The sequence below is a fragment of the Cobetia amphilecti genome, from assembly GCF_032923285.1.
Taxonomy (GTDB): Bacteria; Pseudomonadota; Gammaproteobacteria; order Pseudomonadales; family Halomonadaceae; genus Cobetia; species Cobetia amphilecti.
Window position 1 is genome coordinate 2196493 of the sequence record NZ_CP136695.1, and the last position, 12866, is coordinate 2209358.

Below are 12866 nucleotides of genomic sequence, written 5' to 3' on the forward strand. Positions count from 1 at the left end.
CGGCCTGAGCCATGGCCCTTGGCCAGGAGATGGCGGCCTCTCAGCCGTTGAGCACGCCCAGCCAGGCCCACAGGCCGAGCAGGGTGGCGATCAGCACCGGCGGCGTCAGCACCAGGCCGACCTTCATGTACTGCCCCCAGCTGATGTGATGGCCTTTCTGATCGAGCACATGCAGCCACAGCAGTGTGGCGAGACTGCCGATCGGGGTGAACTTGGGCCCCAGATCATTGCCGATCACGTTGGCGTAGACCATCAGCTCACGCGTCGCGTCACTGACCTGCTGCGTGGTGAGGTGGTCGATGGCCAGCGCGCCGATCAGCGTGGCAGGCATGTTGTTCATCACCGAGGCGGTGACGGCGGCCAGCACGCCGGTGCCGAGGGTGGCGACCAGCTCGCCCTGACTGGCAAGCCAGGCGAGGATGTCGCTGGCGTGATCGGTCAGGCCGGCATTGCCCAGCCCGTAGACCACCAGATACATGCCCACCGAGAACAGCACGATCTGCCACGGCGCGCCGCGCAGCACCGGGCCGAGTTCGATCACGGCATCACCGCTGCCCAGCCAGCGCCCGGCGATGGCCAGCAGAATCAGCGCGGCGCTGCCGGTGACGACGGCGAGCGGAATGCCCAGCGGCGCGGTCACGAAGTAGGACACCAGCAGCACCCCCAGCAGCGGGAAGGCTGCGCGGAATACCTGGCGGTCCTTGATGGCGCTCGATGGTGCCTCGAGCTTCTCCAGCGCGTAGTGCGAGGGCAGCTCCTTGCGGAACATCAGCCACAGCACGATCAGCGTGGCGGCCAGCGCGATCAGATCGACCGGCACCATCACGGCGGCGTAATGCGTGAAGGAGATGTCGAAGTAGTTGGCGCTGACGATGTTGACCAGATTCGAGATCACCAGCGGCAGGCTGGTGGAGTCGGCCACGAAGCCGGTGGCGATGATGAAGGCCAGCGAGGCCGCCGCCGAGAATTCCAGGCGCACCAGAATCGCGATCACGATCGGCGTCAGCAGCAGGGCGGCGCCATCATTGGCGAAGAAGGCCGCGATCACCGCGCCCAGCAGCACGATGAGCGGAAACAGCTTGCGTCCGTTGCCGCCGCCCCAGCGCGCGACATGCAGCGCGGCCCAGCTGAAGAAGCCCGCCTCATCGAGGATCAGCGAGATGATGATCAGCGCCACGAAGGTGAAGGTGGCGTCCCAGACGATATCCCAGACCACCAGCACATCCGGCAGATTGACCACGCCGCAGGCCAGCGCGACCACGGCGCCGCCGAGGGCGCTGGTGCCGATGCCCAGCCCGCGTGGCTGCCAGATCACCAGTGCCAGCGTGATGGCGAAGATTGCCAAGGCAAGCATGACGTCTCCTTGTCGAGGGTGAAGAGTAATTGAGAAGCCGCGTGCGCGACCGCGGATTGCGTCAGATCGTGCTCTGGTTGACGCGACGGGAGACCTCTTCGGCGCTCTCGACACGCTCCGAGTAGCGCTCGGTCAGATAGGCGCTGCGGTCGCGGTTCATCCAGGTGAACTTCATCAGCTCTTCACAGACATCGACGATGCGCAGATACAGCGGCGACAGGCGCATGCGGCCATGCTCGTCGAATTCATTGAAGGCCTTGGGCACGGATGACTGGTTGGGGATGGTCAGCATGCGCATCCAGCGGCCCAGAATGCGCAGCTGGTTGACGCTGTTGAAGCTCTGGCTACCACCACTGACCTGCAGGATGGCCAGCGTTTTGCCCTGGGTGGGGCGCACGCCGCCCAGTGACAGGGGAATCCAGTCGATCTGCGCCTTCATGATCGAGGTCATCGCGCCGTGGCGCTCCGGGCTTGCCCACAGCATGCCCTCGGACCACTGGGCCAGCTCGCGCAGCTCCTGCACCTTGGGATGATCGGCCTCGCAGTCATCCGGCAATGGCAGGCCGGCTGGCGAGTAAAGGCGCACCTCGGCACCGAAGGCACGCAGCAGGCGCACCGCTTCCTCGGCGGCGAAGCGTGAGAAGGAACGCTCACGCAGGGAGCCGTACAACACCAGAATGCGCGGCGCGTGACGCGGGGCATCCGGCCCGACCAAGCGATCGATCTCCAGCGGTCGCCAGTGCTCGGCATCGATATTGGGCAGGTCGGCGAGTGCCGCTTTCATCTCGTCGGTCATGAGTTCATTGGTCATGGTGTCGCCTGTGGGCAGGTGCGACGTGTCGGGAGTGTGTGCGTTCATGATTCAGGTCCTGGGGGCGTGGACGACGTCGCCGTCTTCCTTGGTGTATTGCGCGACCGGGTTGTCCAGCAGCTCCAGTACCGCCTCCGACGGGCGGCACAGACGCGTGGCCTGCGGCGTGACCACGATGGGGCGATTGATCAGGATCGGGTGGGCCATCATGGAGTCGATCAATGCCGCATCGCTCAAGGCCGGGTCATCCAGATTGAGCTCGTCATAGGGCGTGCCCTTGCGGCGCAGCAGCGGGCGCGGGCCACCTCCCATGGCGGCAATCAGGGATTCCAGCGTCTCGCGCGTCGGCGGCGTGACCAGATACTCGATCACCTCCGGTGTCTCGCCGGAGGCCTTGAGCATGGCCAGCACATTGCGTGACGTACCGCAGGCCGGGTTGTGATACATCGTGATCTTGCCGGAAGAACGGGCGGAATCAGTCATCGTTGCGAGGCTCCTGAGAAGCACAGGGGGTGGAAGAGGCGCTGCAGTCGGGCACGGTGAGCGAGGCCAGCAGTGGGTCGCAGACCACCGAGGAGCCCGCGCAGCAGTCACGTACCAGAAACTGCACGGTGGCGAGCATGTGCTCGAGATTGGCGCGGTAGATCAGTGAGCGGCCTTCGCGCTGGGAGTGGATCAGCCCCGCGCGGCTCAATACGCCCAGATGGGTCGAGAGCGTGTTGTGCGGCACCTCGAGACGCCGTGCGATCTCGCCGGCGGGCAGGCCTTGTGGCTCATGGCGGACCAGCAGGCGAAACGTGTCCAGACGCGTGGCCTGGGACAGCGCCGCGAAGGTGTCCAGTGTGGCCTGCGGGTCGGGCAGGCTGTCGGAGTCATTCATTTGATCTGTCCATATGTCGAGACTTGTCGAAATGACGATGGCGTGATGATAGATCAGCGTGCCGCAGATGGGAAGATGCACGAGACGATGCCGGGGGATGCATCCCGGTCAGGCATTTGCCCGGCAGTATTGGTAGCATGTGCGCCATTGATTACCGGACAAGGGAAGATGGCACGATGATGATGGTATTGCAGATTTTGGGCGGCTTCGTGCTGACCGCAGGGGTACTGCTGGCGGCAGTGCCGGAGCTGGTCAACCGCTTCAAGGGCCCGAACGACACGCCGCAGACAGTGCCGAAGGAGACCGGCGCGGCGATCTCGCGGCGCATTCGTTGGGGCTGGGTCATCGCGGTGGGGTATCTGTTGATGTATCCGCCGATCGGCCTGGGTGTGTTGCCGGTGCTGGTGACGCTCGCGGTGGCAGGTATCGCCGGCATCATGACGGCCCGTCTGATGGGGCTGATGCTGGATGGCATCGAGATGCGCCATCTGTTCCGCTTCGCCGCCGAGTCGCTGATTCTGGGCGGCCTGTGGACCTGGTTCGTCAAGCTGTCTGCCTGACGCCATTGCCGCGCACACTGTGCCGTCAGATCGCCATTTACTGCATTCCGGGAGTCCGTCCATGCCGCTCAATGCGTCTACGCAAGCCTTGTTGGCAGGGCTGGAGCGATCGCGCCCGGTACTGGTGACCGGCGCGACCGGCTATGTGGCGGGGCAGCTGATTCGTCGCTTGCTGGAAGAAGGCCTGACGGTGCATGCCGCCGTGCGCGATCCCGGCAATAGCGAACGTCTGGCGGCGCTCATGGCACTGTGCGAGCGCTTGCCGGGGGAGCTACGTGTCTTCGCCAGCGATCTGCTCAAACCGGGTTCCTACGCTCAGGCGATGGCAGGCTGTGGGGTGGTCTTTCATACCGCCTCGCCCTTCGTGGTCAGTGTCCTGGACCCTGAGCGCGATCTGGTGCGTCCGGCAGTGGAGGGCACGCGCAATGTGCTGGAAGAGGCCAATCGTCACGCCAGTGTCGAACGGGTGGTGCTGACCAGCAGCTGTGCCGCCATCTACAGCGACAATGCCGATGCGCTGGATACGCCGCGCGGCTGTTTCGACGAGAGTGTCTGGAACACCACGGCATCGCTTGAGCATCAGGCCTATTCCCATTCCAAGACGCTGGCGGAACAGGCCGCCTGGCAGATCGCCGAGCAGCAGTCGCGCTGGCGGCTGGTGGTGATCAACCCCTCGCTGGTGCTCGGCCCCGCGATCAGCGATGACACGCGCGGCGAATCCTTCAGCCTGATGACCCAGCTATGCGATGGCACGCTCAGGATAGGCGCGCCGGATTACGGCATGGGCGTGGTGGATGTGCGGGATGTGGCCGAGGCGCATCTGGCGGCAGGATTTCTGCCCACGGCCAATGGGCGTCATCTGGTCTCCGGGCACTCCTCAAGCTTCATCGAACTGGGACGCCTGTTGCGTCGTCACGCCGGCCCGCAGTACGCGATTCCCACTCGCCAGTTGCCCAAATGGCTGGTGTGGCTGGCGGGTCCGCTGGCCAACAAGGCAGTGACCCGCAAGGTCGTCGCGCGCAACGTGGGCCATCCCTTCGTCTTCGACAATACCCGCAGCCGCGAGCAGCTGGGTCTGATCTACCGGCCCCTCGAGGCGACGCTGCACGACATGTTCGATCAACTGGAGGCCAGCGGCCGCCTGTCGTGATTCCCACTCGCTGACTTGTCCGCGACGCTGCGGCTTGCGCAGCTCTTCTGTATTTCACTCCCTCAGCGCCTCAGTCCCTCAGCGCCGCCGCAGCGGCTCCAGCAACGCATTCAACCCGTTGTGATCAATCTCGTGCATCAGCGCGAGCAGGCGACCGATCTCGCCCTGCGGAAACCCCTTGCGCGCAAACCAGCCCAGATAATCCCCGGGCAGGTCGGCAATCAGGCGTCCGGCATACTTGCCATAGGGCATCTGGCGGGTCGTCAGTTTCTGCAGGTCTTCAGGGCTCATCCTTTGACTCTCATTCGGTTTCGGTAGGGGGATGCTCTCAGTTGGCGGTGCCATTCTGGCATAGCTGAGTTGCGGTGGTTGGGTTTTGCCACACTATCGCCATGTCTCCTGTAACCCCATAGCACGGAGAGACTCATGCCTCGCGATTACCAGAACCTGGAGCAGCTACCTCTCGCCGGTGAATGGCGTGCCGGACGAGCCGGCAAGACGCTCGAGGTGGTGGACCCCTTCGATCAGAGCTCTCTGCTCTCTATTTCCATGGCCAACGCCGAGGATCTCGACGCCAGCTATCGCAAGGCGCGCGATGTTCAGCCTGACTGGGCCCAGACGCCGGCAAGCGAGCGCGCGGGCGTGATGCACAAGGTGGTGGAGCTGATGGATGAGCGACGCGAGGAGCTGCTCGGCTGGTTGATTCGTGAGTCCGGCAGTACCCGCATCAAGGCGCAGGCGGAGCTGGCCGCGGCTCGCGCGATCACGCTGGAATCTGCCGCGATGGCCAACCGCGTGGCCGGGATGGCGATGGAGGCTCAGGTGCCGGGCAAGGAGAGCCGTGTCTTTCGCAAGCCGCTGGGTGTTATCGGTATCATCAGCCCGTGGAATTTCCCGCTGCATCTGACCCAGCGTTCCCTGGCACCGGCACTGGCGCTTGGCAACAGCGTCGTCATCAAGCCGGCGAGTGACACGCCGCTGACGGGTGGCCTGCTGCTGGCCAGATTGTTCGAGGAGGCGGGCCTGCCTGCCGGCGTCTTGAGCGTGGTGGTCGGTTCCGGCAGCGAGATCGGCGATGCCTTCGTGGATCACGAAGTGCCGAGGCTGATCTCCTTCACCGGTTCCACCCAGGTAGGCAAGGGCATCGGCAAGCGCGCCGTCGGTGGTGATCACCTCAAGCATGTTGCCCTGGAACTGGGTGGTAACAGCCCCTTCGTGGTGCTCGATGATGCGGATATCGATCAAGCCGTGAGTGCAGCCTTGATGGGCAAGTTCCTCCATCAGGGGCAGATCTGCATGGCCATCAATCGCATCATCGTCGATGAGTCGGTCCATGATGACTTCGTGGCACGCTTCGTAGGTCGCGCCCGTGCGCTCAAGATGGGCAATCCCGCAGGTGATGACACCGTCATAGGCCCTATCATCAATGCCAAACAGCGTGACGGGTTGCTCGAGATGATCGAGACAGCCAAGGCCGAGGGTGCCAAGGTGATGCTGGAGGGTGAGACACAAGGCCAGCTGGTGCCGCCGCATGTGTTCATCGATGTCACCAATGACATGAGTCTGGCCCGCAACGAGATATTCGGGCCCTTGGTCGGCATCCAGAAGGCCCGTGATGAAGCGCACGCGCTGGAACTTGCCAATGGCACCGAATATGGCCTCTCGGCATCCGTCTTCACCGCAGATATCGCGCGTGGCGAGCGTTTCGCGCGTCAGGTCGAGTCTGGCATGGTGCACGTCAATGACATGCCGGTGAACGATGATCCGCGCGCACCCTTCGGTGGCGAGAAGAACTCCGGCCTGGGGCGCTTCAATGGCGACTGGGTGCTCGAGGAGTTCACCACCGATCAGTGGGTCAGCGTGCAGGTCGAACCTCGTCAGTACCCGTTCTGATCTCTCTGATCTGTAGTTGACGCATGACAAGCAGCGCCCCGCTCAGCCTGATGCCTGAGCGGGGCGCTTTTGATGGTGGGTAATGCTGACGCGTCGTGATGGGCGGAGCAGGCAACAAGGCCAGCTGAGTGTGATACCCGGGGCATCCCTGTCGAGAGGACAGGGGGGCAAGCTGTGATCATCAGCGCACCGGTCATGATCAACAGCGCAACCGCCAGATGTCCCATGCGCGAGAAGCGGATCAGAGCGTGGCTGGCGGCGGATCAATGACTGATCAGAGAGACACTCCCCAGCCAGGCAAGCCTTAGCGCCAGCAACGACAGCGCCCATTTGAACAGGCCGTCGAAATGCCGGTTGGAGACGCGATCCAGAAAGCGCAGTCCGAGCCGGGTGCCGATCAGGCCCGCGCCGATCATCAGCACGATCAGGGGCAACCACTCCTGGAAGACGAAGCCGGCCATACCGAAGATGAACGCCTTGGTGAGGTGTTGCGCGACCATGCAGGCCGCGAAGGTCGCCACCTTGGTGTGACGCGCGCCGCCGCCTTGCTTGATGAAGCTTGCGACCAGTGGGCCGCTGGCACCGATCAGACTTGAAAGAAAGGTGGTGATGGCACCGGCGATCAAGGTGCCCGTGCGGCTCAAAGCTCGCTTGGGTAGTGCCGGCCCCCAGCAGGTGAACAGCACGAACAGCGCGATGGAAAGCTCCAGCACCCCTTCAGGCAAGCGGATCAATACCCAGGCCGCGACCAGCGCACCCAGCGCCACACCGGGCAGAAAGGCCAGCAGACGGCGCATGTCGATATGGCGCCACGTCATCGCCATGCGCCCGCCGTTGGAGCCCAGCTGCACCATGCCATGCACCGGAATCAGGGCAGCGGCAGGCATCAACTGCGCCATGAACATGATCAGCAGGGTGCCGCCGCCAACCCCGACGGCAGCGGACATGGCTGACGTCAGCAGGGCAAGCAACAACAACGCGCAGACGATAGGCAACGAGAGTGGGAAATACTGCGCGAGGCCCTCAAGCAGGCTTGCGAGGTAGGGAAAATCGGCGGGACTGGCGAGCATTGCGGGCATCCTGTGGAGATAGCCAATAAAGATGGATAGGGGGTCAGGCAGCCGACATGACGTATGACCTGCCTGACAGGCGTGCAAGGCTACCGTGACCAAGAGGCGCTATCCAGCCAAGCGTACGTGGCTGAATAGCACATGGGAGATTCGAGCGGCTTCGCGTGGTGGAGAGATTGCATGTTGCTGTCTTTTCAGCCAGTGATCAGCTTTCCCCTATAGGATGGTGAGGCTTACCATGGCATGTTGGTTTAGCCATATGCCGCAGTGTTCAGTGGGTGTTTTGTGGATCAGGAGAAAGCTGGCATGAAGCTGTTGTTGCTTGAAGATGATGACCTGCTGGCGGAAAGCCTGGCCGAGCTGCTTGAGGACAATGGTTATCGACTGGATGTCTCCTCCAATTTGAATGATGCGCAAGCCTTCATGGCAACCGAGCAGTACGCGCTGGCCATTCTGGATCTGGGACTACCGGACGGCTCCGGGTTGGATTTGCTCAAGCGCTGGCGTCAAGGTCAGGTGGATATTCCGATACTGATTCTCACGGCCCGTGACACGTGGGAAGACAAGGTCGTCGGTTTGCGCAGCGGGGCAGATGATTACCTGACCAAGCCATTTCATGAAGCAGAGTTGCTGGCACGTCTTCATGCGCTGCTTCGGCGTCGTCAAGGGGCAAGTCATGGGTATCTTCAGGTGAGCGGAATTCAGCTGGATGAAGAGGCGCAGCGTGTGTGCTGTGATGGAGAGCAGTGGGCGAGCTTGACGGCCACCGAATTTCGCCTGTTACGGTACCTCATGCATCATCCAGACAGAGTGCACTCCAAGACACAGTTGCTGGATCAGCTATATGCCCTGGAGCAGGACGCCGCGGCGCCCAATCTGGTAGAAGTCTATATCGCTCGCCTTCGCCGCCGCCTGGGCAAGGACTTGATACAGACCCGCCGCGGACAGGGGTATCTGCTTGTTTCACATCGATCGTCGTAGCCTTCGTTTTCGCCTGCTGACCCGCCTGGGAGGTGCATCCCTCGCGGTGGTGTTGTTTGCCTGGTATCTGCATGGCTTCTTTCTCCACGAGCTGGCGAAGGACTTTCTTGGGGAGCGTCTCAAGGATGAGGCATCGCATATCGTCACCTTGCTCAAGAAGGATGAGCGGCCTGTTGCCCAGCTCATGGCAGCGGCCCGTGAGGAATCTCTGAGCTTTCATCATTTCTATGTGTTGCGAGTCGGGGAGAAGGTCAGTACCTCGTTGCCTGCCTTGCCGACGCAGATGCTCCCTTTGCTTGAGGGCAAGGGGGATGCGTTATTCATGCATCAGTTTCAGCAACAGCCACTGTTGGTCTATCGGCACGTCTTCGATATCCGCGGGGACGCGGTGCAATTGTTGATTGCCGAGAATTTCTCGCCAGTGGAGCAGGGCTTGACCCGAGTTCATTGGTGGATCGCCGCCAGCGCCATCCTGTTGTGGGGGATTCTGATATCACTCAATCTGCTGGCGGTAAGGCGGGGGCTCAAGCCGTTGAGTGTCCTGCGCCATCAATTGAGTGAACTTCAGTCCGGGTATCGAAAGCGGATTGAGCTTGAGGCCCCTTCCGAGCTTGATGCGCTGGTATCACAGCTCAACACCTTGCTGGATGAGTTTGATCTTAGGTTGACTCGCTCACGAGAGTCTGTGGCGAATCTGTCCCATGCGCTCAAGACACCTCTGGCGGCACTGACACAGGTGCTGCGTGGCAAGCGACCGATCAATGAGGTACGTCGTGGCAAGATGCTGCAACGTGTAGAGACGATTCATTCCCAGCTGGAGACAGAACTCAGGCGAGCCCGCATTGCTGGCCCGCGCGCCGGTCAGACAACACGCCCGGTTGAAGAGGCCCAGCGCTTGATCGAGATGTTCCAGGGGATCTATCCGCAGCGTACCTTCTTGCTGGAGTGTCTGGGCGTATCTAATGAGCATGCGGATAGCTGGGTGAATGTCGAGACACAGGATTTCACCGAAATGCTCGGCATATTGCTGGATAATGCGGGCAAGTGGTCTGTCAATCAGGTGCAATGCCGATTGACGATAGAGAGTGACCAGATCGTGCTCTGCGTCGAGGATGATGGTCCGGGGGTGCCGCAGGCACAGTTGGCCCATCTTGGCGAGCGTGGGTGGCGTCAGGACGAAACTCACCCGGGTTATGGGTTGGGGCTCTCCATTCTTGCCCATCTCGTCAAGCATTACGCTGGTTGCGTGAGCTACTCAACAGCCGGCGCAGGGGGATTGAGAGCCGAGGTGCATCTGCCCACACGCAAATAGGCACTCCATTCAGGTTCGTTTCAGCTTGCCGTGGCTTCATCCATGTCATGACTCTTCATTCATGACTCGGGAGCAGCAACGGCCATGGCACCAAAACCGTCTGAATTTTCTGTATCACGTCGTCAGTTGCTCAAGGGAGGTTCTGCCCTGGGGCTGGGCGCAATGGTGTCAGGCGTGGCACCCGCCTGGGCCAACCCCTGGGGGCGCACATCAGGTTACTCCCAAGGGGTTGAGCATGGGCCCGAGATCTCTCTTGTCATTCGACGTGAAGACATCGACATTGCCGGGCAATTCGCTCGTCCTATCAGCATCAATGGCAGTAGTCCCGGGCCCATGGTGCGCTTGAAGGAGGGGCAGGATGCTGTCATCAAGGTGACAAACCTGCTCGATGAGCCAACCTCCATTCACTGGCATGGCATCATACTTCCTCCGGAAATGGACGGCGTGCCGGGTATCAGCTTCGCAGGGATAGCACCGGGCGAAACCTTTACCTACCGGTTTCCTGTCACTCAGAGCGGTACCTACTGGTATCACAGTCATTCAGGCCTCCAGGAGCAGGAAGGCCACGCAGGTCCATTGATCATCGACTCCGCAACACCCGAAGCCTTCACCTATGATCGTGAGCATGTCCTGCTGCTGACTGACTGGACATTCGAAGACCCCAAGTCCGTATTTCGCAATCTCAAGACCATGGAAGGCTACTATAACTACCAGGAGCGCACCGTCGCTGATTTCTTTGCGGATGTACGACGGGGTGGTTGGGTGGACACGATCGAGTCGCGCAGCATGTGGGCAGAGATGCGCATGAGCTCACGGGATATTGCCGATGTCACCGGCAGTACCTATACATATCTTCTCAATGGTCATTCACCAGAAGAAAACTGGAGCGCGCTATTCAAGCGTGGGGAAACAGTGCGTCTGCGTGTCGTCAATGGCTCGGCAATGAGCTACTTCGATTTACGCATTCCCGGCTTGAAGATGACCGTGGTGGCGGCAGATGGTCAGCCAGTGCAACCGGTTGAAGTGGATGAGTTCCGTATTGCCGTGGCGGAAGCCTACGATGTGCTGGTGACACCGGAAGATGACAAGGCGTACACCATCTTCGCCGAAGCCATGGACCGCAGTGGCTACGCGCGAGCCACGTTGGCACCCCGCCCCGGAATGGAGGCGCCCGTACCTGAACGACGGCAGATCGCTGATCGCGGGATGGAGGCCATGGGCGCTCATGCTGGAATGGACCATTCGCAGATGGCAGGCATGGATCATTCGCAGATGGCGGGCATGGATCATTCGCAGATGGCGGGCATGGACCATTCGCAGATGGCGGGCATGGACCATTCGAAGATGGCAGGTATGGACCATTCGAAGATGGCAGGCATGGACCATTCGCAGATGGCGGGCATGGACCATTCGAAGATGGCAGGCATGGACCATTCGCAGATGGCAGGTATGGACCATTCGCAGATGGCGGGCATGGACCATTCGCAGATGGCAGGTATGGACCATTCGAAGATGACTGGCCTGCAAGCCGATGCAGCCCAGGGCGGCATGCTGATGGCGGGTGCTGCTCAGCAAGGGGCTCGTTATGACCAGGCAGGAATCGGTCTGGACCAGTCGCTGCGTCGTGTACTGGTCTATCAGGATCTCAAGGCCTATTCACCATGGCCGGACAGACGTGGGCCCATGCGCGAGATGGAGTTGCATCTGACCGGCAATATGGAACGTTATATGTGGTCCTTCGATGGCAAGAAGTTCAGTGAAGTCAATGGCCCTATTCATTTTCATAAAGATGAGCGCCTCCGTCTCATCTTGATCAATGACACCATGATGGAGCATCCCATTCATTTACATGGGATGTGGATGGAGCTCGAGAATGGCCACGGTGACCTGATCCCTCGCAAGCACACCTTGAATGTCAAACCCGGTGAGCGCGTCTCAGCGTTGATCACTGCCGATGCAGAAGGTAGCTGGGCTTTCCATTGTCATCTTCTGTACCACATGGATGCAGGTATGTTCCGTGTCGTAAAGGTTTCCTGAGGAGTCATCATGTCAATCAGTCAGCATTCATTTCGTCTTGCCTGCGTGACGGTATGTCTATTCTCCAGTGCTGGTGCCTCCCAGGCATTTGCCCAGGATGGATATGATGCCCCGGCGTCATGGCCATCGCCCATGGCCGAACATCTCCAGTGGAGCGCAGTTTTCGATCGCCTGGAATATAGCCTTCCGGACAAGGGAGAGGACTCCCTGGTGTGGGATTTTCAGGCCTGGTATGGCGGAGATACCCACCGCGTCTATCTCAAGTCAGAAGGGGAGAATGTCCAAGGCGATGGTGAAGAAGCCGAGTTTGAATCCCTTGAGCTTCTCTACAGTCGCCTGGTTGCCGATTTCTGGGAGTTCCAGGTTGGAGCTGGCTATCAGGGTGGTGTGTTCAACGATGATCATGATGAAGGCGTATATGGGGTCTTCGGCTTTCAGGGGACCGCCCCCTACCGGATCGAGACGGATGCCGCAGTGCAGTACCGAGAGGAAGGTATCGTGACTGCCAGCCTGGAGCTTGAACATGATGTGCGCCTGACCCAGCGCTGGTATCTACAGCCACGTAGTGAAATGGTGTTCGCTGCCAATGAGTCCAGGCAGCAGGGGATTGGGACGGGCCTCAACTCAGTACGAATCGGCTTGCGTGCACGCTATGAGATAACTCGGCGGGTAGCGCCTTACGTCGGCATGTACTGGCAGAGAGAGTATGGCGAAACCGCCGATATGCAGCGTGAAGAAGGTGAGGATGTGGAGGATACGGCTGTCGTGGTCGGTGTGCGCATGATGTTCTAGAGGAGTCAGGATGGCAGTGACATTTT

At 60.8% G+C, this 12866-nt stretch carries 13 protein-coding genes; 7 read left to right on the forward strand and 6 right to left on the reverse strand.

Going from position 1 to position 12866, the window contains the following annotated elements; genetic code table 11:
- Window positions 1-40 precede the first annotated feature (40 nt).
- From R1T44_RS09460 to R1T44_RS09475, 4 genes are all read right to left on the reverse strand, one after another.
- Window positions 41-1354, reverse strand: coding sequence for an arsenic transporter (locus R1T44_RS09460; protein ID WP_153635658.1), 1314 nt, complete (start codon window positions 1352-1354; stop codon window positions 41-43).
- Window positions 1355-1415: 61 nt separating this feature from the next.
- Window positions 1416-2165: an arsenical resistance protein ArsH gene (arsH, locus tag R1T44_RS09465; protein ID WP_317291917.1), complete on the reverse strand. Its 750-nt coding sequence runs from the start codon at window positions 2163-2165 to the stop codon at window positions 1416-1418.
- 51 nt (window positions 2166-2216) lie between these two features.
- Complete coding sequence (gene arsC / locus R1T44_RS09470; RefSeq protein WP_153635659.1) at window positions 2217-2648, reverse strand: arsenate reductase (glutaredoxin); 432 nt, start codon at window positions 2646-2648, stop codon at window positions 2217-2219.
- Entirely contained in the window at window positions 2641-3045 is a 405-nt protein-coding gene (locus tag R1T44_RS09475) for an ArsR/SmtB family transcription factor (RefSeq protein WP_052384434.1), read from the reverse strand. Before R1T44_RS09475 ends, arsC begins: the two co-directional genes overlap by 8 nt.
- A 176-nt stretch (window positions 3046-3221) precedes the next feature.
- Here R1T44_RS09475 and R1T44_RS09480 point away from each other — a divergent pair, with 176 nt between their 5' ends.
- Together R1T44_RS09480 and R1T44_RS09485 are read left to right on the forward strand one after the other, a co-directional pair.
- Complete coding sequence (locus tag R1T44_RS09480) at window positions 3222-3605, forward strand: hypothetical protein (RefSeq protein WP_043332759.1); 384 nt, start codon at window positions 3222-3224, stop codon at window positions 3603-3605.
- Between the two features lie 61 nt (window positions 3606-3666).
- Window positions 3667-4755: an NAD-dependent epimerase/dehydratase family protein gene (locus R1T44_RS09485; protein ID WP_153635660.1), complete on the forward strand. Its 1089-nt coding sequence runs from the start codon at window positions 3667-3669 to the stop codon at window positions 4753-4755.
- A 78-nt stretch (window positions 4756-4833) separates the two neighbouring features.
- Here the strand turns inward: R1T44_RS09485 and R1T44_RS09490 are convergent, their stop codons facing one another.
- Window positions 4834-5046, reverse strand: a complete 213-nt coding sequence (locus tag R1T44_RS09490; RefSeq protein WP_052384432.1) for a DUF3820 family protein — start codon at window positions 5044-5046, stop codon at window positions 4834-4836.
- Between the two features lie 135 nt (window positions 5047-5181).
- On the opposite strand from R1T44_RS09490, the gene R1T44_RS09495 reads away from it, so the two are divergent.
- Window positions 5182-6648: an aldehyde dehydrogenase family protein gene (locus tag R1T44_RS09495; protein ID WP_153635662.1), complete on the forward strand. Its 1467-nt coding sequence runs from the start codon at window positions 5182-5184 to the stop codon at window positions 6646-6648.
- 263 nt (window positions 6649-6911) lie between these two features.
- Here R1T44_RS09495 and R1T44_RS09500 read toward each other — a convergent pair whose 3' ends face one another.
- Window positions 6912-7718: a sulfite exporter TauE/SafE family protein gene (locus R1T44_RS09500; protein WP_153635663.1), complete on the reverse strand. Its 807-nt coding sequence runs from the start codon at window positions 7716-7718 to the stop codon at window positions 6912-6914.
- A 306-nt stretch (window positions 7719-8024) separates the two neighbouring features.
- On the opposite strand from R1T44_RS09500, the gene R1T44_RS09505 reads away from it, so the two are divergent.
- The 4 genes from R1T44_RS09505 to R1T44_RS09520 all read left to right on the forward strand — a co-directional run bounded on the left by R1T44_RS09505 (window position 8025) and on the right by R1T44_RS09520 (window position 12840).
- Complete coding sequence (locus R1T44_RS09505) at window positions 8025-8699, forward strand: response regulator (protein WP_153635664.1); 675 nt, start codon at window positions 8025-8027, stop codon at window positions 8697-8699.
- Window positions 8677-10011, forward strand: a complete 1335-nt coding sequence (locus R1T44_RS09510) for an ATP-binding protein (protein WP_242007780.1) — start codon at window positions 8677-8679, stop codon at window positions 10009-10011. The genes R1T44_RS09505 and R1T44_RS09510 overlap by 23 nt, the downstream gene beginning before the upstream one ends.
- A gap of 84 nt (window positions 10012-10095) precedes the next feature.
- Complete coding sequence (locus R1T44_RS09515; protein WP_153635666.1) at window positions 10096-12048, forward strand: copper resistance system multicopper oxidase; 1953 nt, start codon at window positions 10096-10098, stop codon at window positions 12046-12048.
- Between the two features lie 9 nt (window positions 12049-12057).
- The gene (locus R1T44_RS09520; protein ID WP_084589316.1) at window positions 12058-12840 is read left to right on the forward strand and encodes a copper resistance protein B; all 783 of its coding nucleotides are present in this window, start codon (window positions 12058-12060) and stop codon (window positions 12838-12840) included.
- The last annotated feature ends 26 nt before the right edge of the window (window positions 12841-12866 follow it).